Annotated in this window: 25 protein-coding genes; 15 read left to right on the forward strand and 10 right to left on the reverse strand. The window is 47.4% G+C overall.

The genetic code is table 11. The features are described from left to right. Positions 1 to 64 precede the first annotated feature (64 nt). Together BMW65_RS08740 and BMW65_RS08745 are read right to left on the reverse strand one after the other, a co-directional pair. Positions 65 to 442, reverse strand: a complete 378-nt coding sequence (locus tag BMW65_RS08740) for an HU family DNA-binding protein (protein ID WP_177181061.1) — start codon at positions 440 to 442, stop codon at positions 65 to 67. Positions 443 to 519: 77 nt separating this feature from the next. Next, positions 520 to 1,779 carry an MFS transporter gene (locus BMW65_RS08745; RefSeq protein ID WP_394332216.1) on the reverse strand — a complete coding sequence of 420 codons (1,260 nt, stop codon included), beginning with the start codon at positions 1,777 to 1,779 and terminating at the stop codon, positions 520 to 522. 289 nt (positions 1,780 to 2,068) lie between these two features. Here BMW65_RS08745 and BMW65_RS08750 point away from each other — a divergent pair, with 289 nt between their 5' ends. Further along, positions 2,069 to 4,075 carry a M13 family metallopeptidase gene (locus BMW65_RS08750; RefSeq protein ID WP_090604650.1) on the forward strand — a complete coding sequence of 669 codons (2,007 nt, stop codon included), beginning with the start codon at positions 2,069 to 2,071 and terminating at the stop codon, positions 4,073 to 4,075. A gap of 65 nt (positions 4,076 to 4,140) precedes the next feature. Here the strand turns inward: BMW65_RS08750 and BMW65_RS08755 are convergent, their stop codons facing one another. Further along, positions 4,141 to 4,878 carry an SDR family oxidoreductase gene (locus BMW65_RS08755; protein WP_218145375.1) on the reverse strand — a complete coding sequence of 246 codons (738 nt, stop codon included), beginning with the start codon at positions 4,876 to 4,878 and terminating at the stop codon, positions 4,141 to 4,143. A 75-nt stretch (positions 4,879 to 4,953) separates the two neighbouring features. On the opposite strand from BMW65_RS08755, the gene BMW65_RS08760 reads away from it, so the two are divergent. Beyond that, complete coding sequence (locus tag BMW65_RS08760; RefSeq protein WP_090604654.1) at positions 4,954 to 5,313, forward strand: winged helix-turn-helix transcriptional regulator; 360 nt, start codon at positions 4,954 to 4,956, stop codon at positions 5,311 to 5,313. Between the two features lie 24 nt (positions 5,314 to 5,337). Here BMW65_RS08760 and BMW65_RS08765 read toward each other — a convergent pair whose 3' ends face one another. Next, on the reverse strand, positions 5,338 to 5,652 hold the full coding sequence (locus BMW65_RS08765) for a DUF2442 domain-containing protein (RefSeq protein WP_177181062.1): 315 nt from the start codon (positions 5,650 to 5,652) through the stop codon (positions 5,338 to 5,340). A 583-nt stretch (positions 5,653 to 6,235) separates the two neighbouring features. Here BMW65_RS08765 and BMW65_RS08775 point away from each other — a divergent pair. From BMW65_RS08775 to BMW65_RS08790, 4 genes are read left to right on the forward strand one after another with little or no spacing between them, the layout of a single operon-like run. Continuing rightward, a complete protein-coding gene (locus tag BMW65_RS08775) occupies positions 6,236 to 6,736 on the forward strand; it encodes a hypothetical protein (RefSeq protein WP_090604660.1) in 501 nt (166 codons plus the stop codon). 5 nt (positions 6,737 to 6,741) lie between these two features. Beyond that, a complete protein-coding gene (locus BMW65_RS08780) occupies positions 6,742 to 7,554 on the forward strand; it encodes an oxidoreductase (protein ID WP_090604662.1) in 813 nt (270 codons plus the stop codon). Next, positions 7,551 to 8,372, forward strand: coding sequence for a helix-turn-helix domain-containing protein (locus tag BMW65_RS08785; RefSeq protein ID WP_090604664.1), 822 nt, complete (start codon positions 7,551 to 7,553; stop codon positions 8,370 to 8,372). Before BMW65_RS08780 ends, BMW65_RS08785 begins: the two co-directional genes overlap by 4 nt. A 45-nt stretch (positions 8,373 to 8,417) precedes the next feature. Next, positions 8,418 to 8,792, forward strand: coding sequence for a DMT family protein (locus BMW65_RS08790; protein WP_090604666.1), 375 nt, complete (start codon positions 8,418 to 8,420; stop codon positions 8,790 to 8,792). An 18-nt stretch (positions 8,793 to 8,810) separates the two neighbouring features. Here the strand turns inward: BMW65_RS08790 and BMW65_RS08795 are convergent, their stop codons facing one another. Then, on the reverse strand, positions 8,811 to 9,065 hold the full coding sequence (locus BMW65_RS08795) for a hypothetical protein (RefSeq protein WP_090604668.1): 255 nt from the start codon (positions 9,063 to 9,065) through the stop codon (positions 8,811 to 8,813). Positions 9,066 to 9,200: 135 nt separating this feature from the next. Here BMW65_RS08795 and BMW65_RS08800 point away from each other — a divergent pair, with 135 nt between their 5' ends. Both BMW65_RS08800 and BMW65_RS08805 read left to right on the forward strand, forming a co-directional pair. Continuing rightward, entirely contained in the window at positions 9,201 to 10,097 is an 897-nt protein-coding gene (locus BMW65_RS08800; protein WP_090604670.1) for a bestrophin family protein, read from the forward strand. Between the two features lie 76 nt (positions 10,098 to 10,173). Next, the gene (locus BMW65_RS08805) at positions 10,174 to 10,542 is read left to right on the forward strand and encodes a YkvA family protein (RefSeq protein WP_090604672.1); all 369 of its coding nucleotides are present in this window, start codon (positions 10,174 to 10,176) and stop codon (positions 10,540 to 10,542) included. Between the two features lie 12 nt (positions 10,543 to 10,554). Here BMW65_RS08805 and BMW65_RS08810 read toward each other — a convergent pair whose 3' ends face one another. Beyond that, positions 10,555 to 10,980, reverse strand: a complete 426-nt coding sequence (locus tag BMW65_RS08810; RefSeq protein WP_090604674.1) for an SRPBCC family protein — start codon at positions 10,978 to 10,980, stop codon at positions 10,555 to 10,557. A gap of 350 nt (positions 10,981 to 11,330) precedes the next feature. Here BMW65_RS08810 and BMW65_RS08815 point away from each other — a divergent pair, with 350 nt between their 5' ends. Together BMW65_RS08815 and BMW65_RS08820 are read left to right on the forward strand one after the other, a co-directional pair. Continuing rightward, positions 11,331 to 12,125: an SDR family NAD(P)-dependent oxidoreductase gene (locus tag BMW65_RS08815; RefSeq protein WP_090604676.1), complete on the forward strand. Its 795-nt coding sequence runs from the start codon at positions 11,331 to 11,333 to the stop codon at positions 12,123 to 12,125. Positions 12,126 to 12,152: 27 nt separating this feature from the next. Beyond that, a complete protein-coding gene (locus BMW65_RS08820; RefSeq protein ID WP_090604678.1) occupies positions 12,153 to 13,085 on the forward strand; it encodes a helix-turn-helix domain-containing protein in 933 nt (310 codons plus the stop codon). Here the strand turns inward: BMW65_RS08820 and BMW65_RS23875 are convergent. Next, complete coding sequence (locus BMW65_RS23875; RefSeq protein ID WP_394332212.1) at positions 13,080 to 13,190, reverse strand: SDR family NAD(P)-dependent oxidoreductase; 111 nt, start codon at positions 13,188 to 13,190, stop codon at positions 13,080 to 13,082. The genes BMW65_RS08820 and BMW65_RS23875 overlap by 6 nt on opposite strands. 153 nt (positions 13,191 to 13,343) lie before the next feature. Then, positions 13,344 to 13,868 carry a DNA-3-methyladenine glycosylase I gene (locus BMW65_RS08825; RefSeq protein ID WP_245747570.1) on the reverse strand — a complete coding sequence of 175 codons (525 nt, stop codon included), beginning with the start codon at positions 13,866 to 13,868 and terminating at the stop codon, positions 13,344 to 13,346. 170 nt (positions 13,869 to 14,038) lie between these two features. Here BMW65_RS08825 and BMW65_RS08830 point away from each other — a divergent pair, with 170 nt between their 5' ends. Together BMW65_RS08830 and BMW65_RS08835 are read left to right on the forward strand one after the other, a co-directional pair. Beyond that, the gene (locus tag BMW65_RS08830; RefSeq protein ID WP_090604682.1) at positions 14,039 to 14,569 is read left to right on the forward strand and encodes a class I SAM-dependent methyltransferase; all 531 of its coding nucleotides are present in this window, start codon (positions 14,039 to 14,041) and stop codon (positions 14,567 to 14,569) included. 53 nt (positions 14,570 to 14,622) lie between these two features. Beyond that, entirely contained in the window at positions 14,623 to 15,174 is a 552-nt protein-coding gene (locus BMW65_RS08835) for a flavin reductase family protein (RefSeq protein WP_090604684.1), read from the forward strand. Between the two features lie 17 nt (positions 15,175 to 15,191). Here BMW65_RS08835 and BMW65_RS08840 read toward each other — a convergent pair whose 3' ends face one another. Both BMW65_RS08840 and BMW65_RS08845 read right to left on the reverse strand, forming a co-directional pair. Next, the gene (locus tag BMW65_RS08840; RefSeq protein WP_090604685.1) at positions 15,192 to 15,788 is read right to left on the reverse strand and encodes an FMN-dependent NADH-azoreductase; all 597 of its coding nucleotides are present in this window, start codon (positions 15,786 to 15,788) and stop codon (positions 15,192 to 15,194) included. A gap of 99 nt (positions 15,789 to 15,887) precedes the next feature. Continuing rightward, positions 15,888 to 16,871 carry an endonuclease/exonuclease/phosphatase family protein gene (locus BMW65_RS08845; RefSeq protein WP_090604687.1) on the reverse strand — a complete coding sequence of 328 codons (984 nt, stop codon included), beginning with the start codon at positions 16,869 to 16,871 and terminating at the stop codon, positions 15,888 to 15,890. A gap of 193 nt (positions 16,872 to 17,064) precedes the next feature. Between BMW65_RS08845 and BMW65_RS08850 the strand changes: the two genes are divergently transcribed. From BMW65_RS08850 to BMW65_RS08860, 3 genes are read left to right on the forward strand one after another with little or no spacing between them, the layout of a single operon-like run. Continuing rightward, positions 17,065 to 18,237, forward strand: a complete 1,173-nt coding sequence (locus BMW65_RS08850) for a glycosyltransferase family 4 protein (protein WP_090604689.1) — start codon at positions 17,065 to 17,067, stop codon at positions 18,235 to 18,237. Beyond that, complete coding sequence (locus tag BMW65_RS08855; protein ID WP_090604690.1) at positions 18,234 to 19,235, forward strand: lysylphosphatidylglycerol synthase transmembrane domain-containing protein; 1,002 nt, start codon at positions 18,234 to 18,236, stop codon at positions 19,233 to 19,235. The genes BMW65_RS08850 and BMW65_RS08855 overlap by 4 nt, the downstream gene beginning before the upstream one ends. Next, positions 19,235 to 20,401 carry a glycosyltransferase family 4 protein gene (locus BMW65_RS08860; RefSeq protein WP_090604691.1) on the forward strand — a complete coding sequence of 389 codons (1,167 nt, stop codon included), beginning with the start codon at positions 19,235 to 19,237 and terminating at the stop codon, positions 20,399 to 20,401. Before BMW65_RS08855 ends, BMW65_RS08860 begins: the two co-directional genes overlap by 1 nt. Positions 20,402 to 20,407: the final 6 nt, after the last annotated feature.

The following is a 20,407-nucleotide window of genomic DNA, read 5'->3' on the forward strand; positions in this document are numbered from 1 at the left end:
AAAAGGCGCTCGGCTTTTGGGGAAAAGGCGGACGCCTTTTTTTGGACTGAAGCCGAACATTTGGCTACCTTGTTGAATACGTTGTGTTTGCGAGCTTCTTAGCCAGCTGTTTCCCCGGCCTGAAGTAAATTTTGCATCCTTTGATGGAATTGGCATTCACAGCTTTCGGTGTGTCTTGGGCTTCGGCATCCAGCGATAAATAGAAGGAGCCAAAGTCGCCAAGCTTAATGATATACCCTTCGGACAGTGATTGACTGATTGCATGGGTAAGACCTTCGATAACCGCAACGACATCGGCAGCATTCAACGTGGAGGCGTGCGATAAATTGCTGCTGATGTCATGGATGTCGACATGCCCGCGGCTTTTGCATTGCGCAATATACCGTGGTTTGCTGGGGTCTTTGAAATTGTGTTGTTTGACGGAGATGTATTTTACGGACATAGGCGTTTGTATAAGTTTTTCCGTTCCCAATATACACATCACGATTTAATTTTCACCCCCTTTTTGAAATACTGCTGTCAAACCGTTTCCTGTGCCGTTTCATCGATGCCCTGATGCGCTTTGGCGCCCAATTTCATCAATACAGGCACAAAAAATGATGCAATGCCGACAAGTCCTACAGCGCTGCCCAAAATGACAAACGTAAGCGTGATGCCGATGCTGTCTGCGATGAAACCGGTGCTTAGCAGGCCAATCATGGACGGCAACAGGGCGATGCTAAAGTACATCGAGAATACACGTCCCAGCATAGCTGGATCGATTCTTTCCTGTAGTATGGTCGTAAAACTGGCGTTATTAATAGCTGCCGAAATACCTCCGACGACGGTCAGCCCGACAAAGAAAATAAACCCGTTCCCGGGGATTAAGCCCGAAGCACCTAGTGCGATACCCAGAATGACATAGGTGCCGTTGATGATGACCACCTTATTCAACGAAGGCTTGAAAATGCCAAGCAGTCCGCCGCCTACCAACATGCCCACGCCCCAGACCACTTCGATCAGACTCATTTCAAATTTTCCACCGTCGAAATGCTGCAAGGTGAGCAGAGGGAACAGCACCGCCACCGGCATGATGCAAAACATCGCCAATACGGAAAACAGGAAGAGCCAGGAAATCCCCTTGTTTGAGGTTACCGCGTCGATACCCAATTTGAGGTCGCGCAGGACTTGTTTTACCCCGGGTCGTTGCTCCGACGTTTTTTGAGGGTTGGGAATATGTACCATTAATAGTGATGAAATGGCCACCAATGCACCGCCGATGTCCAGTAGCAAAACATAGCCGACATCCATCAAACCAATGGCTAACGCACCCAGTGCCGGTCCGCCGATATTGGAGACCGATTGAATGACCTGATTGATGCCGCCAATACGGAGCAACTCAGATTCAGGAGCCAATAACGGCACGGACGCCTGCATGGCCGGCATGTGAAAAGCCGACCCGACCGAACGCAAGCCCAGCAGGATGTAGATAAAAATCAATTCGGAATAACCTAAATAGAAAAGCGTGGACATGACTAAGGTACATAAGGCGATGAACCCGTCTGCCGCAATCATGGTGCGCTTACGATCCCAACGGTCAATAAACACACCGGCAAAAGGCCCGATGAGGGTTTGGGGAAGCAGTGCTGCAATGGCCGCATAAGCCAGCACTTCGGCAGATCCGGTTTCCAGGCTCAACCAGATAATGATGGCAAAATTGACGGCGGCGCTGCTCAGTAAAGATATAAATTGGCCACCCCAAATGATGGCAAATGTTCGTTTCCACGAGTGTTGCATGATAGCTAAGTACTATAATCTCCCTAAAGGAGGATGGTTAAACTAAGACGTAAAAAATAAAGGAAATGTTTCAGGGATATCCTGAATAACAATGAAACCAGACGACGTGCCGTCCGGCCTTAAGCCCTGTCCCGATAGACAAAGGCAATGCGGGTGCTTATGAGTCTCATCGATTTATTGCGTTTGTTGCGCGACAAACTTAGCGATTTCTTGTGACATTCGTATTGCATATCGAGCTTTTTCGGTTAATCTTTTCTAAGTTTGCAGCATTTTAAGTTAGTATTAACAACACATGAATAAAAAGTATGTAACGTTGGCCGTGGCGGTAATAGCCACTACGGCTGCCGTGGCACAACAGCACCAAGCCATCAGACTGGATCTGATGGACACATCGGTGCGGCCACAAGATGATTTCTACAATTATGTAAATGGAAACTGGATGAAGACGGTGGAAATTCCATCGGATCAATCCCGTTGGGGCAGTTTCAATGAGCTGGGGGAAAAGACCAACGAAGCTACCCTGAAAATCCTCAAGGAGTCTTTGGATCAGACATATCCAACCGGATCCGATGGGCAGAAAATCGCTGATTTGTATCGGAGTTACACCGATTTCGATGCGCGGGACAAAGCGGGTATCGAACCCATAAAGCCACTGCTTCAACAAGTGGACGCCATTCAAAGTTTTGACGATCTGTATGGATATTTGGTGGAAGTAGCGCCTATCGGCGGAAATCCGTTTTTTGGTGCCGGTGTATCGGCACACATGAAAAATAGCAACGTCAATGCTATTTATTTGGGAACAGCAAGCTTGGGCTTGGGTAGGGCTTACTATCAAAAAGAGGATGAGGCTAATGCCAAGACACTGGCAAACTACCAGGATTATATCAATACGCTGATGCCCAAGGTCGGGCAGCTCACCCGCGATCTCAAGGGCCCTAAAATTGTTGCCTTTGAGAAAGAACTGGCGAGCCACATGCTTACCGTGGAGCAAATCCGGAACGCTTCGCTCCGTTACAACCCCGTAGCAGTAGCGGATTTGAAGAATTTGGTCAAAAACATCGATCTGGCACAATATCTATCCGACTTGGGCTTCAAAGCCGATACAGTCATCATCGGTGAATTGAAATATTACCAAGAGCTGGATGAGGTGCTAAATCCCGCTAACCTTGAAACCATTAAGGATTTTCTCCGCTTCAAAATTGCAAACGATGCAGCGACGAGCCTGACGCGGGAACTGGACGAAATCAGCTTCGATTTTTGGGGAAAGACCCTCAACGGGCAGCAGGAGCAACGCGCGTTGGACAAACGCGGCTTGCAATTCGTGAACGGCATGGCTGGCGACCTGCTCGGCAAGCTGTACGTGGAGGCGCATTTTCCCGCCGAAGCCAAAACGGCAGCCGAAGAATTGGTGTCTTACCTTCGTAAATCCTTCGAACACCGCATCGGACAGTTGCAGTGGATGTCTCCGGCTACGAAAGAGAAAGCCTTGGACAAGCTGAAAAAATTCAATGTCAAAATTGGTTATCCCGACAAATGGCGGGATTATTCCGGATTGGAAGTCGGTACATCGCTGTTTGAAAACATCCAGCGTGCCCGTCGCTGGCGGTTTGCCGAAAATCTCGCCAAGCAGGACAAGCCGGTGGATAAGACCGAGTGGGGTATGACACCCCAGACGGTCAACGCCTATTACAGTCCGTTGTACAACGAGATCGTGTTCCCGGCAGCGATTCTGCAACCGCCGTTTTATGATTATAAGGCAGATGCTGCCGTCAACTTCGGGGGAATTGGCGCAGTCATCGGTCATGAGTTGTCGCACGGGTTTGACGACAGTGGCTCCCAATATGATGGCGACGGCAACCTGAACAACTGGTGGACGGACGACGACAAATCAAAATTCGAAACCGCTACGTCGGCATTGGCGGCACAGTTTGAAGCTTATGAGCCGGTACCGGGTGTGTTTGTGAACGGACGGTTTACGCTGGGCGAAAATATCGGCGACCTCGGTGGGGTATCCGTGGCTTACGAGGCGCTGCAAATGTACTTGAAAGATAAAGGAGACCCTGGCAAGATCGACGGATTCACGCCGCAACAGCGTTTCTTCCTCTCGTGGGCGACCATCTGGCGGGCCAAGACCACGGAGGCTTTTGTGGTCAACCAGGTGAAGACCGACCCGCATTCGCCAGCACAGTACCGTGCTGTAGGGCCATTGGTCAACGTGGATGGATTTTACGAAGCGTTTGGCATCAAGGAAGGGGACAAATTGTACTTGCCGAAAGAAAAGCGGATTGTGATTTGGTAATTGATCCATGAAAATTGCAGAATGGCCGATCCCGGAAAAAAGGGATCGGCCATTTTTTTGCTCCATCAGATGGTTATCCCACCGTCGATGACAAATTCCGAACCCGTGATGAACGCGGCATTGTCAGCACTGGCAAGAAAAGCAACCAATTTTCCTATTTCTTCCGCCTCGGCCATGCGATGCAAGGGGATGCGGCTGATCAGCCCTTCTCTGGTTTGCCGCAATACCTCCTCCGGATACCCGGATTTGGCCATGACCTCGGTTTTGGTAGGGCCCGGACTGACTGCATTTACCCGTATTTTGCGGGGCGCCAGCTCCAGTGCAGCGGTTTTCATCACCGCATTCAGCGCTGCCTTGCTCGCTGAATAGATGGAGGAACTATGGCCGTAAAATTGGGCCACGATGGAGGAAAGAAAGATGACGGTGGCTCCGTCGGGTAATAAAGGGATAAAACGGCTCAAGGTGAAAAAAGCTCCCTTGAAATTGATATCCATAATTTCGTCCAATTGGGATTCATCAGCCCCTTCAATGGGAAACACCTTACTGATACCCGCATTGATGAATAGGATATCCACCCGGCCGTAGTCTCCTTTGACCTGCGCGGCTAATTGTTCGATGTCGGCCAATTTGGACTGGTCGGCAACGTATCCCTTCACGCCCAGCGATGCCGCCGCTTCCTGTAGTGCCTGCTCCCTCCGGCCTGTAATGATCACGTCGGCTCCTTGTGCTTTCAGCACTTCAGCAGTAGCGTAACCGATTCCGCTATTGCCACCCGTAATTAATGCAATTTTATTTGTTAACATATTAATTTTAATTGAGGGAGCAAAGATATCCGGAAAATGGTATAACTTTGTAACCAGTATAACGAAGTATACCAGATGAACGAAGCAACATCAGTCTTAGGAAAGCCGCGCGTACAAGCAGAAGAAGTACAGGCATTGCAAGATACTATTTATGTCATCGGTGGAAAATGGCGGTTACCCATCATCAATTCCATCTGCAATGGCAATAAACGTTTCCGGGAAATCGAACGGAGCATTCCCGGAATCACTACGCGTATGCTTTCCAAAGAATTGCGCGAAATGGAGCTGAATAAGCTGGTCAAGCGGACGGTACATCCCGGTCCGCCGGTGTTGGTGGAATACGAGTCGACACCCTATTGCAAGACCTTTGGCAGCATTATTTTAGAGATGATCAGATGGGGTAAAGAACATCGGGATAAGTTGCGGGAAGAATAAAATTAGTCTTTGAAGACCAGTGGCCTAAGCAACTTTGTGGGGATTATAAACTAAATTCCTGAGGCTGTTACTCAAGAATCCCTTTAGGCTCAAATCCTCATCAATATCCGGCCAATGAACACCCGTTCCTTTACCAATTAATTGATAGTTTTTTAATTGGTCGTCTGACGCTCCCTGTAGACGTGGATAGTTAGATATAGTTTCACGCAATATACCGCCCGTATTTAACAAAATAATCAACAAGTCTTGGGTTGTGTGAACATCAATGGTTTGGATTCTAATGTTTTCTCCATAAATCAACTGTTCCAGCGCATCGTAATTATTTGTTGAAGTATTCATGCCAAGCTGTTTTAAAATCCTCTTTTGACCGTTGTACAATGTCAAGAAGTTTCTTTTCTTCTCGCTTTGTAAAACCATGTAAATATACGCGGTCAACAGATGGTTCTAGCCGGTTAATGCTAAACTTATTCTTACAAAGTTATATAAAGTTTTTGTAAATGGTAATTGATTTGGGTGCATTTCAACTTGTCGCTGATGCTGAGATTCGGGACGGTGATTTTCACCTATTGCTCCAAAACTGGATCCGCAGCACTGCGTTTGCGTCTCCAAGGTTTTGTCCGCAACAGGCAAAAATCGCAATGGTGCTGGCGCCTTTGGATACGGATAAGCAACCTTGGGGGATGAGCGGAGCGAGTCTTCCAGTTGCGTTCCGTACCAAAGCGTCAAGATTTCACCTCATATGCAACCGTGCTTACACACAAGGACGCTGGTTGGCGATAATTTGAAATGCACCCATTGATTTCATGTGATGCAAAGGTCAGCTGACCCGTTGAACAAACTCCTTTGACCTGTTAGCGAAAATACCTTATCTGTTTTCATAAGATCTTTGTATCGTCAATAAGCGACAATAGAAAGGTTCATTATGAAAGACTACATCATCCAATATTTCACCACTGAGCGGCAGGGTGCCGTATTCGGGTTTTTGCTCTCCCTTGCCTTGCTTGCCACCGCCTGGCTCCTTTGGCGGTATCCGGCACATAGCCTGCAACGGGGCATCGCTTACGCGTTGCTGGCAGGCGGCCTGTTCCTTGCCGTAGCCACATCCATCACCATCGTGCACAACCAGAAGCGCATCGTACAGGCAAAAACCACGGAGGTAGACGACGAGCGCGCCTTGCAGCGACGGGAAATCAGCCGGATGGAAAATGTGCTGAAAACGGCCTACATCGGCGGCCTTACCACCTTCACATTGTTTGCCCTTGGGGGCATAAGCTTGCTGCTGTTTGCATATAGTCCACGCTTCAAGGGATTGGGAATTGGCCTGCTGCTTTTTGGGCTAATGGGCATCGGCATGGAGCTGTTTTCCATGAAAACGAACCGGGACTACTTGAATCGCATTAAATCCATCAATCTTATCAATTAATCATCATGAATAAAGTCGTACTAATCACCGGCGCTTCCGCCGGTATGGGCAAGGAAACTGCCAAGCTGCTGGCCGCTACAGGCTACACCGTATACGGCGCGGCACGTCGGGTGGAAAAAATGAAAGATCTGGAGCCGTTGGGTATCAAGACGCTCGCCATGGACGTGACCGATGAGGCATCCATGGTTAGCGGTGTAGAGCAAATTCTTGCCAAGGAAGACCGCATCGACGTGCTGGTCAACAATGCCGGATTTGGTTCGTATGGAGCCATTGAAGACGTACCCATTGCCGATGCTAAATACCAGCTGGATGTCAATGTATTCGGTGCGGCCCGCCTTATCCAGTTGGTGCTTCCTTCAATGCGCCGGAGCGGCTGGGGCAAAATCATCAACATCTCATCCATCGGTGGCAAATTCGCCACACCCTACGGTGGCTGGTACCATGCCAGCAAGTTTGCGCTGGAGGGGCTGAGCGATGCACTGCGCAATGAAGTCAAGCCGTTTGGCATAGACGTGGTCGTCATCGAACCGGGCGGCGTGAAATCCGAATGGGGACAGCTTGCTTATGACAACCTGATTAAAAGCTCGCGGCAATCTGCCTATAGGGAGACCATTGACAAGCTTGCCGGATTCCTGGAAAAGGCAGGGGAGAAGAACGTGGAGCCCATGGTCATTGCCGAATTGATTAGAGAAGCCATTGAAGCCAAGCGCCCGAAATTCCGGTACGTCGCCGGTTATATGGCCAAGCAGTTGGTCATTGTGCGCAAGCTGCTGCCGGATAGGCTATTTGACAGGGTCATTATGGGGCAATTCCGATGAAGAAATTGACTAACTTTACCGCAGTGGAAGATCGGTTGCAATACAACATCCTGTACTCCTGCACCGGTGAGGCAAAGCGGGGGCATGAGCCATTCGTGGCAGAACATGCCCTCACGTACATCACCCATGGCGAAATCCACCTGCATACGGATAAGGGGGTATTGGTCGCTCCCAAAGGTACGATCGGCTTGCTCCGTCGCCATCAGCTGGTGAAGGCGGTGAAAAAGCCGGGGGTTGATGGGCCGTTTATGTCCATCAACATTTTCCTCGACCAGCAGGCACTGCGCCGGTATAGTGCGGCCCATGATGTGCACGCCACAGGCATCTACACCGGCGACCCCATCGTGGCGCTGCCCGTAGATCCGTTCATGAAGGGCTACTTCGACTCATTGATGCCGTATTTTGAGCACCCGGAGCAGCTCACGGAAACACTGGCCTCCCTCAAAACCACGGAAGCGATAGCGCTATTGCTGCGCAATCCATCACTGAAAAACTTGCTGTTCGATTTCAGCGAGCCGTTCAAAATCGATTTGGAGGCGTACATGAACCGGCATTTTACCTACAATGTACCACTGGAGCAGTTTGCCCGGCTTACGGGTAGGAGCCTGTCTACATTTAAGCGCGATTTTGCCAAGACATTCCGCACACCGCCGGAACGGTGGCTGCAAAAGCGACGGCTGGAGCAGGCACACTACCTGATTACGCAGCGCCATCAGCGCCCTTCGGAGGTTTACCTTGAGGTGGGCTTTGAAAATTTCTCGCACTTCTCCACAGCGTTCAAGAAGGAATTTGGCCAGAACGCTTCTGAGGTGCGATGAGATGATGGAATTTCGCCGTACCTTCGTGCGTCTTTTTCAATAAATATGGTAAAGAAGGCCATCCTCACCGTTGGACTGCTGGTGTTGTCCAATGCATTTATGACGCTCGCTTGGTACGGGCACTTGAAGTTCAAGGAAATGAACTGGTTCAGCAACTTAGGGCTGATGGGGATTATTTTCATCAGCTGGGGCATTGCGCTCTTTGAGTATTCCCTCCAGGTGCCCGCCAACCGGATAGGTTTCAGCGAAAACGGTGGGCCGTTCAACCTGTGGCAGCTGAAAGTCATTCAGGAGGTCATTACGCTCACGGTCTTCTCCGTGTTCGCAATTGTTTTCTTCAAAAACGAGCCACTCCGCATCAATCACTTAATTGGGTTTGTGTTTCTGGTGCTTGCGGTATATTTTATTTTTAAAAAGTAAGTGATAAGCGCAGTCATATCACTCCGTTTTCCGGCTTTCTTCCCAGTATTTTTCATTAACGGCTTCCCACGCAGCCTGCATGATGACTTCATCGTGTTCGCCTGCTACCACATCACCGATCCACACGCCTCCAAGGTCGTCGTAAAGTAATACGCTGCCCGGATCCAAAACTTCAGGCTCCGTGTCGGTCGGCGAAAACCGGAATTTGATACCTGTAGGCAAGTGGGTAACGATTCGCTCCAACTCGTCCGTATCGATTTTGAAATCCTTCATATTGGCGTCGTTTATTGATAACATTATCTTACCCTATAAACTACTGTTCTGACGGATTGTTTTGGCCCGCGATATCGACAATATCGGATCATCGAAATTTTCAAAACACCCGGGAAGAAATCTTGTTTAGTGGTTATGATTGTAAACACACGGGGAATTCCCTTTCGATACATGTTCAATAAGGTCAAACGTGAAGTGGCCATCGTCACGGTCATCGGTTTGATTTTCAATGTATTTACCTATTTTCTGAACGATAGGCTGCCAGACATGCCATTGGGTGTTCCCGCGTTTCTGGGTACAGCCATATCGGTTTTGCTGTCTTTTAAAATGAGCCAATCCTATGAGCGTTGGTGGGAGGCACGGAAGATATGGGGTGCTATTGTGAACGATTCACGGTCGCTCGTCGTGCAGTTGCAAAGTTATCTTGGAGCGGGTTATCAAACAGCCATCAGGGAAATCGGCCACCGCCAAATTGCCTGGTGCTATGCATTGGGTGATGCGTTGCGCGGGCTGAACCCACTGACACGGGATACCGGCTGCCTACGCCCGGAAGAGATGGCGGCACTTGTGCATCGCAACAATAAACCCCTGGCTATCATGCAACAGCAGGCATTAGCCGTTAAAGGGCTGGCCGATCAGGAGGCGTTGAACGTGTTTTGCCGGGTTCAATTGGATCAGACCATCGTCCGTTTAATCGATTCCATGGGCAAAGCCGAACGGATCAATAGCACGGTGTTCCCAGTGACCTACAGGCTTTTCCTACACGGGGCCATTTACTTGTTTTTGATCACCCTGTCCATTGCGCTCCAGGACGTTCGTCCCATATTTGAAATCCCATTGCTGGTATTGATCTCCGCCCTGTTTTTCCTGGTTGAAAAAACCGCGTATAATTTACAGGATCCGTTCAGGAACCGTCCCAGTGACACCCCTGTTACGGCGATCGCGCGGACCATTGAAATCAATATTAGGGAGCTGCTTGGTGAGCAAGATATCCCCGAGCCGCTAAAACCAAAGGCCTTTTTCTTGCTTTGATGTATTTAATGTGCATATGCCCTGGGGCTTACGTCTCGAAATTAGTTAACTTTGTAACTTTCATTAATGTGGAGATATGAAGAAAGGGTATTTTAATAAAGCATTTCGCTTATTCGAGCTGTTCCGTAAGCATCGGATCACTGACGATGACTTTGCTAAAGCAGAAAGCAAATCAGCATATCTGGATGAAAAAGTTGATGAATTCCGGCTTTTGATTTCAATGGGTAAGGATGTGTTTGCCGGCCGGTATCACATGAATACGTGGAACTTGTCTATTATCGTCGCGACGATTGCCTATGTTATCTCCCCACTTGATGGGATACCAGATATGATCCCGTTGATGGGATGGATGGATGACGTGACCATCGTTGCATACGCCGTTTCCAAACTCACAGACGAAATCAAGAAATATAAGGCTTTTACCCAAGCCAAGTTAGGTACTTAATTAGGTGTCATTTTATTCCTCGGCCAGATCTTTTATGATCTGCAACGCTTTTTTTGTGGCAGCATCCATGTCATTGAAGTATTCTTCGGGCATATCCGATGTCAGTGTCAAGGTGGTGACACCATTGTGTTCGCTAAGCGTATACTTCTCCTGCATGTTTCCCAGACTTTGGCCTTCTTTACCACCTTGCAGCTCATGTAGGTGATGGAAAGTTATTTCGCGGTTTTCCGTCAATGAGACCACTTCGCTTTCCATTCCGTTATTACCGGGGTCCAGGAATTTGATACGGCCCTCCTGCTTCAGGTCGCCGGTATAATGCGACCCGGGCATATAGGCATCCGCCCATTTTTTATAGGTGTCGTTATCCCACAATACTCGCCAGACTTTTTCGGCGGGTGCATTGATTTTGAGCTGTTGATCAATTGTTAGTGTTTGCATCGAAACCTCCGTTGCCTTTACAATTAAACAGCAGGTATGCCGAAAAGTTTTACGTCCAATATCGTAGTTTATCGATCGGATGAGTTTCCGACAATGGTGTTGCCCATCAGGATACGCCTGTATCCCGGCCGGACTTCAAATCTTTGTCCTATGGTATACAGAAGTCGGTATGGTTAAAATCTTGTCCAATCCTCAATTTCACCATTTGCCATACAGACAAAAGCTTCTCTTTTTAAGCCGCTATGTTTTGGATTTAAAAAATCCGACTTTTCCATACAATCTTCCGCCATTCGCATACATTAGACTGCATTGTTATCATCAATTTTGCATCATCAATAAAATAGAGAGAGATGAATACAATATTAATCACAGGTGCATCTGGTGGAATTGGAGAAGCCATCGCTTTTCAGTTTGCTGCTAAAAAACATAATCTATTGCTCGTTGCCAGAAACGAATCAAAGTTGGCTGCTTTGTGTAAAGAACTTCATGAAAAATATCGTATCGATACACAATACATCGCTGCTGATCTAACGAAACCTGAAGCTGCAGCAGCAATTTATGAAGAAACAATCAAACGTGGATTGAATGTCAACGTATTGATCAACAATGCAGGCAGAGGTTCCAGCGGTGAGTTTTATCAAAACGATTTAGAATCAGAAATCGAGATGATGCAGTTGAATAATGCTAGTCTAGTGGCACTTACACACTGTTTTTTAAGAAATATGATAGCTAAGAAATCCGGCAACATCATCAATATAGCTTCCATGATTGCGTATTTTCCAAGTCCGTATATGGCGGTATATGCAGGGACAAAACATTTCGTGAAAATTTTCACCTACGCATTGGCGGAAGAATGTAAACCTTACAATTTGAATGTCATGTTGTTCAGTCCGGGGCTTACCAGCTCCAATTTTATGAATACGAAACAAAATGACAATGAATGGGGCAAAGTGGTCACGCAAAACAGTAAAACGCAAACACCCGAACAAGTGGCAGCGGAATTGATGTCTGCTTTCGAGAAAAAGAAATCTGCTTGGATATCCGGAAGTCAAAATCGGTTTTTTGCCAACATCAGCGGTTTAATTCCTCCACGATTCATCGCCAGAACATTTGGCCAGCAAAAACGTAGACAAATGGGATTGTAATAACTAAATTTAACCAATCATTTCAAGATGGAAAAAAGACACATCAAAACCATTTATCAATGTCATGCGGAGCTCGGAATAGCCAAACCCAAACATCCACTGTTTAGTATCTTGAAATTTGAAGAATTGCCAACGGTCAAGTTGGAAACGAAAACCAAATTGATTTTTGACTACTATCAAATTGTTTTCAAAAGAAATTGTTCCAACAAATTAATTTATGGACAAACGTCTTATGATTTCGACGAAGGGGTGATGTCTTATTTTTCTCCAAGGCAAATCAGTATTGCAGAACCAGGCGTATTGCTTCCCGAATCGGGATGGACAATTAATCTTAGTCCAGATTTTTTGAGTGGATATCCACTAGGTTCAAAGATTAGCCGCTACGGCTTTTTTGATTATGCGGTGCATGAAGCTTTAATACTTTCGGAAGAAGAAGAATTGGTGATGGAGAATATCTTGCAGCAAATTTGGACGGAATACCATTTGCCCATCGATCAATTCAGTCAGGATGTGGTGGTTTCTAATTTGGAATTGTTGTTGACGTATAGCAACCGTTATTACAATAGACAATTTGTGGTGCGAAAACCAACTAATGACACACTGCTTTCAAAATTTGAACAGCTATTAACTAATTATATCGAGCATGAAATTGGAGAGAAAGGCTTGCCCTCTGTACATTATTTCGCCAACGAACTAAACCTTTCCGATAAATATTTTTCCGATTTGCTCAAGCAACACACCGGTTTACCTGCACAGCAGCATATTCACGAAAAGCTCATAGCTAAAGCCAAAGTTTTGCTTTCGACAACGGATTTAACTGTAAGCGAAATTGCCTACGAACTAGGATTTGAATATTCGCAGTCGTTTAGCAATCTATTCAAATCCAAAACTAAGCAAACACCATTGGCGTTTCGGGCAGGGTTTAAACTGGTGGGTGAGCCACTACGAAAGCTATCATAAACGCATCGATGCAACGACGTTCCAGCCATTTTTCTGAAATAATTTAGCGGTTTCTTTTCCAAACCCTGATGATGCTCCGGTAATTAATATTGAACTGGTCGGCATACTCCCTGCGCACCCATAGTGAGTCCTTTACGGAGTTGCGTCATCAGTCAGTAAAATTAGTGGCAGATGGAACTATATTCACCAAGTTTAACATTTATTAACCATACCCTACGAATTGATGCGCAGTATACAGGTTCCTTTAATATCACCCAGCTATTTCCCGGCCCACATCGGCTTGGTTTTCAGTATCTCAGTGTGCACAGGGCAATTAGGCGCGTGTGCGCCCGGCAGGTAGCCCGTGCTCATCAAAAACTCGTTGACAATCTCACCACCTGTGAATCTGAAGGTCTTTTTGAATAGTTTCATCCATTCTTGAAGCGTTTTGGGGTGGTGGTGTTCCAGCCATTTTTCAAACGAGCCGTATTCTTGCTGCAATTGCCGTATCGCCTTTGCATTTTCAATCGCTGCGTTGATTTTGAGGCGGTTGCGGATGATGCCCGCGTCTGCCAATAGCCGCTGGCGGTCTGCTTCGGCGTAGGCTGCCACTTTGGCGATATCGAAGTTGTCGTACGCATTGCGGAAGGCCTTTTCCTTGCGCAGGATAGTCTCCCAGCTCAATCCGGCTTGATTGATTTCCATGATGAGCCGTCCGAACAATTCGTTGTCATCGTGGATGGGAAAGCCGTAGTGGTAGTCGTGGTAATTTTTGTGAAGTGCCCGGCGTGCTTCGGGCTGCATGGCGGGTATGTAGTCGCAGTAGGACATAAAATTAGTTTTCGTTTCGCTTCATCGTCTACAAATTTATCAAAAGACTATGGGCTTTCTGTCTGTTGTACAAAATTCCTTCAATTGGGGCAAGATGTCGGCATTTTCGTCATTTTCGAAAGCAAATTTCCTACCTTTAGACCATGGATGACTGGTCTTCATTGATTGCGGGCGCTTTTTTGAATGCCTCCGAACCACAGCAGTGGGCGGATTTGGGGTGCGGAGAAGGCACTTTTACTTACGCGCTGGGAAGCCTGTTGCCGGCGGGCAGTGCGATTCATGCGGTTGATGTGGCACCGCAACGATTGCGCGAACGGGTAGGAGACGTATTGATTACGTTTCTACAGACTGATTTCGAACGGAAACACCTTCCACTCAGCAATCTGGACGGCATCTTGCTGGCAAATGCCATCCATTATGTGCGTGATAAGGAAAGCTTGATTCATAAATTGTTGCATTATTGCAAGCCTTCCCATACACTCATTACCGTGGAATACGATACCGTAGTGGCAAACCCTTGGGTGCCGTATCCTATCGATTTCGGTACCCTAAAGACCTTATTCCAACGCATGGGCTATCGTGATGTCCGACAATTAGGCAAACGGAAGTCGCGTTACGGTGGGGATATGTATGCCATGTGGGTCAAAAACAGACGTTATCCACATGCAGGGTAGTGCTTGTAGCCAAAAGGAAGAAGATTGTAATCAAAATGACAGGAGGAAGTGATATGAAAAACTTTCCGTTGCATAAAGTCGTCCGGCTTATCGAACCCGGACCGGTAGTGATGGTATCAACACTTTACCATGGCCGCGCCAACCTGATGACCATGGGCTTCCACATGATGATGCAGCACGACCCACCGTTGATTGGTGCCATCGTCGGCCCTTGGGATTACAGCTATGATGCATTGCACACTACGGGTGAATGTGTTATCGCTATCCCGGGTGTTGATTTAATTGACAAAGTCGTGGATATCGGCAATTGTTCGGGAAACGAAGTGGACAAATTTGCCCACTTCGCGTTTACCAGGCGTAAAGCTAAACAGGTCGCACCTCCGTTGGTCGACGAGTGTCTCGCAAACATCGAGTGCCGGGTGGCCGACACCCAGTTGGTCGGCCAGTATGACTTTTTCATCCTCGAAGCGGTGCAAGCATGGATCAACCCTGAGCGGAAGGAACAACGCATATTCCACCACAAGGGAGACGGCACGTTTTCCGTGGCGGGAAGGACGCTGAACCGGCAGGATCGGATGATACGCTGGAAGCAGTTTCAGGACTAACGCTTCAATGACCTGTGTTATACCGCTATTTTCTCCACGGCCCTTGCCAAGGCATGTTGTTGCATCTCGGCCATCGACACGCCCTCCACGCGATAGGTGGTGATGTCGGTAATGCCAATGAAATTCAACATCATGGTAAGATAGGGTTCGATAAAGTCGAAAGATTTCATTGGGCCATCACTGTATACTCCACCCGAAGATATGGCAATATAGGCTTTTTTATCCTTAACAAGTCCATCAGGTCCACTGGCTGAATAGCTGAACGTAATGCCTGCACGTGTGATGTGATCCAACCAGGCCTTAAGTGTAGAGTGGATATTAAAATTGTACATCGGTGCGCCGATAACGATGATATCGGCCTCCATTAACTCGGCGATGGCTTCGTCAGAATGCTTCACGGCTTCGGCTTGAGCCGCCGACCGTTGTTCCGGTTCAGTCATAAAGGAGGTTAAATGTGCTTCTTCTAAATGCGGAAATGGCGTAGTCGTAAGGTCGTGGGTTTTCACCGTACTTCCGGGATATTTTGCTTGCAACTGTTCGACGACCTCATTTCCCAGCTTAATGCTGTATGAAGCGTCTCCTCGTGGACTTGAAATAATATGTAAAATCTTCATCGCAATATTTTTTGTGCAAAAATAAGGACGGTAGCTATAAAAAGTATATTACTATATGATAGTATAGCACTATCGTTTTGTATAGCTTAGACGTTTGGTTTATCCCCCGAATCTCCAATTGAAGACGACCGAAATGGGTAAATGGTCTGATAATTCGTTGCCTTCAGGATCGACAAACTTACCTGTTTCAACGTGGTATGCAGTTGGCATCAGGCTTATCCGTTGATTGCCACGGTAAAGGATTTTATCCAATGATTCGGTCTGCTCGTCAATGGAAAGGTTAGGCAAAGATTGGTGCTGTAGGGTTTTTTGGGGCATGATACCATTTTTGATGAGTTCAATCCAAGCGTCTGCCAACGAAGTCTCTTGGATAAACCGTTGCATGTCGTCGTCCATGTAGGTATAGTGGGCATTGAAATCGCCCATGACGACCAGTGCATTTCCCTTCGATTGCTCTTGGATAAATTGTGAAAGTTGTTGAAGGTTTTTTTGCCGTGCATAAGCCGCACGTGGATTCTTTTCTGCTGTAGCGTGGAGATTGTAAAAATCGACAAATACGTGTTTCGCCAGTTGTACGCGTGTAAACATAAAACCTTTGGGCGTCAGGCAATCCGTACCGCTGCAATTTCGCCAGGAAATTCTTCTGTTTTCGATAATGGGATACTTAGACAAGATATTCAAGCCATCACCGAACGGTACGACACCGTTGTGCTTGGTGCGGAAGCTATGGTTGCTTACGCCAGCATATAATTGGGGATTATAGTTGAAATCTTCCTGTACATGGACGATATCATAAGAGGCGATTGTGCGTCCTATTTGGGCAATGCTTTCCGCGCGCGGCGTGCTAGCGCTGGAAATAAATTCAGGTAAACCGGCGATGTTGTAGGTCATTAAGGAAAGCGATCCCCGTGAGTTGTCTGCCAATACGATTCCTGTTGTGATGTCCTCGCTAGCTGATGCGGCAATGTTGGGCCACATCGTCCGGTTGGCAAATGTATAAGCAATCGCTGCGGTCAAACCAACAAACAGCAAGGCTCGGATGGGCCATTGCCGGTTCTTGATGATGGGGTTGATGACAATCATGAAGTCTTTGATATACAGGGTAAAAATAAAAGCCGAAGTTTAACGGAGGCTTAATCCCCGTTTAAGTAATTGTATGGTTCGTGTTGAAGGAGGGTAAACTAGTCAGTGATTCTTTAAGGAAAATTTACAATATGTTAAACTTTCGTTATCCATAAGATTATATCGTATTTTCATATTGCAGCAGTTTGTGCAGATGACAAAAGTTGCTTTTTTTGCCGAAATGCTGATCGAAGAGTTTGATGGGGCATCGCGTACGATGTTTCAGCTAATCAGACGCATTGATCCGGCTGAGTTTGACTACCTATTTGTATCTGGCCGTTCAGGCCAGATGGATTCCCCCCATCGGACATTCTCAGTACCCTCCGTACGGGTGCCTATCAATGCGGATTATTCAATGAGTATACCCCACTTGCTGAAACATAAGCTGGAGCGCAGCTTAGACGCGTTTAATCCCGACGTCATCCATATTGCCACGCCGTCCTTGCTGGGTTTTTTTGCCCTGAAATATGCGCAAAAGCGTAATATTCCGGTTATTACCATTTATCATACGCATTTTATCGCTTACTTGGCGTATTACCTGAGCAAACTGCCGTTTCTGATCAACGTGATGGAAAACATTACCCGGTCTTCCATGCGGCGGTTTTATAATGGATGTGACCATGTTTATGTACCGTCCCAACGGATAATCGATGAGCTGTCCGATATCGGGATCGACCGGACGAAACTGCAATTGTGGCAACGTGGTATTGATTTGCACACGTTCTGTGCGGAGAAGCGGGATTTACCTTATATGCAGCGGCTGGTGGGGAACGATAAGCCCACGATCTTGTTTGTAAGCCGATTGGTGTGGGAGAAAAACCTGGCTACTTTAATGCAGGTATACCAGCTATTTAAAGAGACGGGTTGGGAAGGCAATTTTCTGGTCGTGGGAGATGGGGCCGCTCGCCGCGAATTGCAAATGCAGATGAAGGATGCGCAATTCCTGGGTCAGTTGGATCACGACCAACTGGCTACCCTGTATGCTTCTTCAGATGTGTTTGTCTTTACCTCGGTCTCTGAAACTTATGGAAATGTTGTTGTGGAAGCCATGGCCTCGGGTTTGCCCTGTGTCATCGCTGATGGTGGGGGTAGCGCCGATTTGATAGCGCATGGGTATACGGGTTTTAAGTGTGCGCCCTATGATCCACAGGCTTATTTCAATTACATTAAACTGTTGTTGGACAACCCGCTTATTCGGGAAGATATCACACAACGTGCATTGCATCATGCCCGTTCGTTGGATTGGAATCAGTTGGCTGATAGTTACTTCCGGGATATCCATGCGCTGAAAAATGCAAATAGACGTTTTGAACACACCGTCTTATGAGTAGGAGGCGAAAAATATTAAAGCGTGCTTTTTTTGTAAGCGTCATCGTCTGTGTCGGCTTATTTGTCTGGCACACGGATTTTACAGCAGTCAAATCAGAGATTTATGCACTTGGGCATCGGTTTTTTTACCTGTTGCTTGTATCATTTGCCGCCTACTTTTTTGGCACCTTGGGGTGGTATGTCTGTTTAGGTGATGCAGCGCAAAAGATCTCCATTATGCGGTTGTTCATTATCCGGCAGGTCGGTGAAACCATCGCGCTTTACAATCCTACCAATATCATTGCCGGGGATATGTACAAGGCCCAGCTGTTAAAAACCTATGGTATTGACGAGAAAGTGGGCTTAACGTCGGTTGTCTCTTCACGAATGACGGCCGTCTTATCGCAAGTGGCGATGGCCCTCATCGCATTCGCATGGCTTTTTGCCTATCCTTTTTCTTTCGAGGCGTCTGCCGGAAGGATCGAAGCCCTGTTTGCCATAAGCGTTGTGACTGTGGTCGGTATTGTCCTTTTTCTGCTACTGATTAAGTATTTGCCAGCACCCACAGAACTTCCCGAGACACCTCATTGGTGGAAGCGGTTCGGCAGGAAATTTCATGAGGTGTTATATGCTTGCAGGCAATTCCAAATGCATCAAAAAAAAGCGTTTTATTTGTCGTTTTCCTTCTTTGCCGTTCATTGGGTGGTCGGTAGCTTGGAATGCTTGCTCATCCTGCGATTTCTAGGTTTTGATGTAGGAATGATGGAAGGGCTTGCTATGGATATGGGAATCATTGTGTTGAAGAGTTTCGGGGCATTTGTCCCAGCACAGTGGGGTGTGGAGGAACTGGCGAACAAGGTCGTGCTTGTCGTGCTGGGCATATCTGCTACAAGCGTGTGGATGACGGTATCCATTATCCGGAGAACACGCCAATGCTGCTGGGCACTGATGGGATTTGCGTGGTTGGCTTGGCTGCGTTATAAGCACCATCGGTTTTTGACCAGCGAGGCGGTGTGATGGAAGTGCTATTCGTCAGTCATAAATACCCTCCGGCAACAGGTGGGATGGAAAAACAGAGCTTCGAGCTCATTGAAGGAATGCGGGCCTATGCAACCGTTCATCAACTCGTCTATACCGGGCAGGAAAATATCCTGTTGTTTTTCCTGCGGTTGGAAAAACGTATTGTTGAACTATTAAATAAATATCCAAGCATTGCGCTTATCCATTTCAATGACGCACTAATCGGTTCATTGGCACTACGTCACCATCATCATTATCCCCATGTAAAAAAGGTCGTTACCGTGCATGGTTTGGATGTCGTATTTCCCTGGGGCTATTATCAGCGTAAGATTTTGCCATTGTTCAATCGGTTTGACCGAATCGTGGCGGTGAGCGAGGCGACCAAACGGGCGATAGTGGCAAGGGGGGTATCGACTGATCGGGTAGTGGTAATCAATAACGGCGTCGATCACGCATTCGCTGATCTTTCCCAGCAGTCAGTGGTGGGCAGCCCCGAGGTCGGCCATGCGTTGTTGGCCGGACAAAAGCCTTATTTTGTCATGTTGGGCAGGCCCGTCAAACGAAAGGGTTTTTCATGGTTTCTTCGCGAAGTCGCTCCACGGCTGCCGGATGCGGCGACCATTGTGATGGCAGGTCCGCTAAACACCCGAAGGCGTTTTGTCTGGGCGTTGGCGCGATGCTGCCCCTCGGCATGGCGTCATTTGATCGCACTTTTTCTGGGCTACCCTTCCGATGAAAGGGAAATTTTTCGGCTATTACGGCAACCTTCCAAAGGAGCTAAAGTTACACATTTGGGAAAACTCCCGCTGGCCGATTTACAAACGCTGCTACAGCATGCATCAGCATTCCTAATGCCCAACATCCCAATTGCTGGTGATATGGAAGGCTTTGGTTTGGTGTGTTTGGAAGCTTCAGGGGCAGGTACGCTTGTGGTTGCTGCAGAAATTGACGGCATTACGGATGCCGTTTTGCATCGGCGGAATGGCTTGTTATTGCCAGCAGCTGATGCCGACGCGTGGGTCGAACGGCTGAATCACATCATGAACCATCCAACACCGTATCGAGGCATAGCAGCGGATTTTCAGCAGTATACGCTCCAGCATTTCGGATGGGACAAGATGTGCCGTGCCTATGCTTCTTGTTTTGCTGCCTTACTGGAGTGAACATTA

Origin of the sequence: Parapedobacter koreensis (assembly GCF_900109365.1) — a bacterium.
GTDB classification, from domain to species: Bacteria; Bacteroidota; Bacteroidia; order Sphingobacteriales; family Sphingobacteriaceae; genus Parapedobacter; species Parapedobacter koreensis.

Excerpts from the sequence above, each read along its gene's own strand:
- BMW65_RS08840 (WP_090604685.1), bottom strand. The coding sequence starts at position 15,788 with ATGAAGATTTTACATATTATTTCAAGTCCACGAGGAGACGCTTCATAC.
- BMW65_RS08785 (WP_090604664.1), top strand. The coding sequence starts at position 7,551 with ATGAAGAAATTGACTAACTTTACCGCAGTGGAAGATCGGTTGCAATAC.
- BMW65_RS08805 (WP_090604672.1), top strand. The coding sequence starts at position 10,174 with ATGAAGAAAGGGTATTTTAATAAAGCATTTCGCTTATTCGAGCTGTTC.
- BMW65_RS08780 (WP_090604662.1), top strand. The coding sequence starts at position 6,742 with ATGAATAAAGTCGTACTAATCACCGGCGCTTCCGCCGGTATGGGCAAG.
- BMW65_RS08790 (WP_090604666.1), top strand. The coding sequence starts at position 8,418 with ATGGTAAAGAAGGCCATCCTCACCGTTGGACTGCTGGTGTTGTCCAAT.
- BMW65_RS08860 (WP_090604691.1), top strand. The coding sequence starts at position 19,235 with ATGGAAGTGCTATTCGTCAGTCATAAATACCCTCCGGCAACAGGTGGG.
- BMW65_RS08850 (WP_090604689.1), top strand. The coding sequence starts at position 17,065 with ATGACAAAAGTTGCTTTTTTTGCCGAAATGCTGATCGAAGAGTTTGAT.
- BMW65_RS08825 (WP_245747570.1), bottom strand. The coding sequence starts at position 13,868 with ATGCAGCCCGAAGCACGCCGGGCACTTCACAAAAATTACCACGACTAC.
- BMW65_RS08815 (WP_090604676.1), top strand. The coding sequence starts at position 11,331 with ATGAATACAATATTAATCACAGGTGCATCTGGTGGAATTGGAGAAGCC.
- BMW65_RS08760 (WP_090604654.1), top strand. The coding sequence starts at position 4,954 with ATGAACGAAGCAACATCAGTCTTAGGAAAGCCGCGCGTACAAGCAGAA.
- BMW65_RS08755 (WP_218145375.1), bottom strand. The coding sequence starts at position 4,878 with ATGTTAACAAATAAAATTGCATTAATTACGGGTGGCAATAGCGGAATC.
- BMW65_RS08830 (WP_090604682.1), top strand. The coding sequence starts at position 14,039 with ATGGATGACTGGTCTTCATTGATTGCGGGCGCTTTTTTGAATGCCTCC.
- BMW65_RS08845 (WP_090604687.1), bottom strand. The coding sequence starts at position 16,871 with ATGATTGTCATCAACCCCATCATCAAGAACCGGCAATGGCCCATCCGA.
- BMW65_RS23875 (WP_394332212.1), bottom strand. The coding sequence starts at position 13,190 with ATGCCGACCAGTTCAATATTAATTACCGGAGCATCATCAGGGTTTGGA.
- BMW65_RS08835 (WP_090604684.1), top strand. The coding sequence starts at position 14,623 with ATGAAAAACTTTCCGTTGCATAAAGTCGTCCGGCTTATCGAACCCGGA.
- BMW65_RS08800 (WP_090604670.1), top strand. The coding sequence starts at position 9,201 with ATGATTGTAAACACACGGGGAATTCCCTTTCGATACATGTTCAATAAG.
- BMW65_RS08750 (WP_090604650.1), top strand. The coding sequence starts at position 2,069 with ATGAATAAAAAGTATGTAACGTTGGCCGTGGCGGTAATAGCCACTACG.
- BMW65_RS08810 (WP_090604674.1), bottom strand. The coding sequence starts at position 10,980 with ATGCAAACACTAACAATTGATCAACAGCTCAAAATCAATGCACCCGCC.
- BMW65_RS08775 (WP_090604660.1), top strand. The coding sequence starts at position 6,236 with ATGAAAGACTACATCATCCAATATTTCACCACTGAGCGGCAGGGTGCC.
- BMW65_RS08820 (WP_090604678.1), top strand. The coding sequence starts at position 12,153 with ATGGAAAAAAGACACATCAAAACCATTTATCAATGTCATGCGGAGCTC.
- BMW65_RS08795 (WP_090604668.1), bottom strand. The coding sequence starts at position 9,065 with ATGAAGGATTTCAAAATCGATACGGACGAGTTGGAGCGAATCGTTACC.
- BMW65_RS08855 (WP_090604690.1), top strand. The coding sequence starts at position 18,234 with ATGAGTAGGAGGCGAAAAATATTAAAGCGTGCTTTTTTTGTAAGCGTC.
- BMW65_RS08740 (WP_177181061.1), bottom strand. The coding sequence starts at position 442 with ATGTCCGTAAAATACATCTCCGTCAAACAACACAATTTCAAAGACCCC.
- BMW65_RS08765 (WP_177181062.1), bottom strand. The coding sequence starts at position 5,652 with ATGAATACTTCAACAAATAATTACGATGCGCTGGAACAGTTGATTTAT.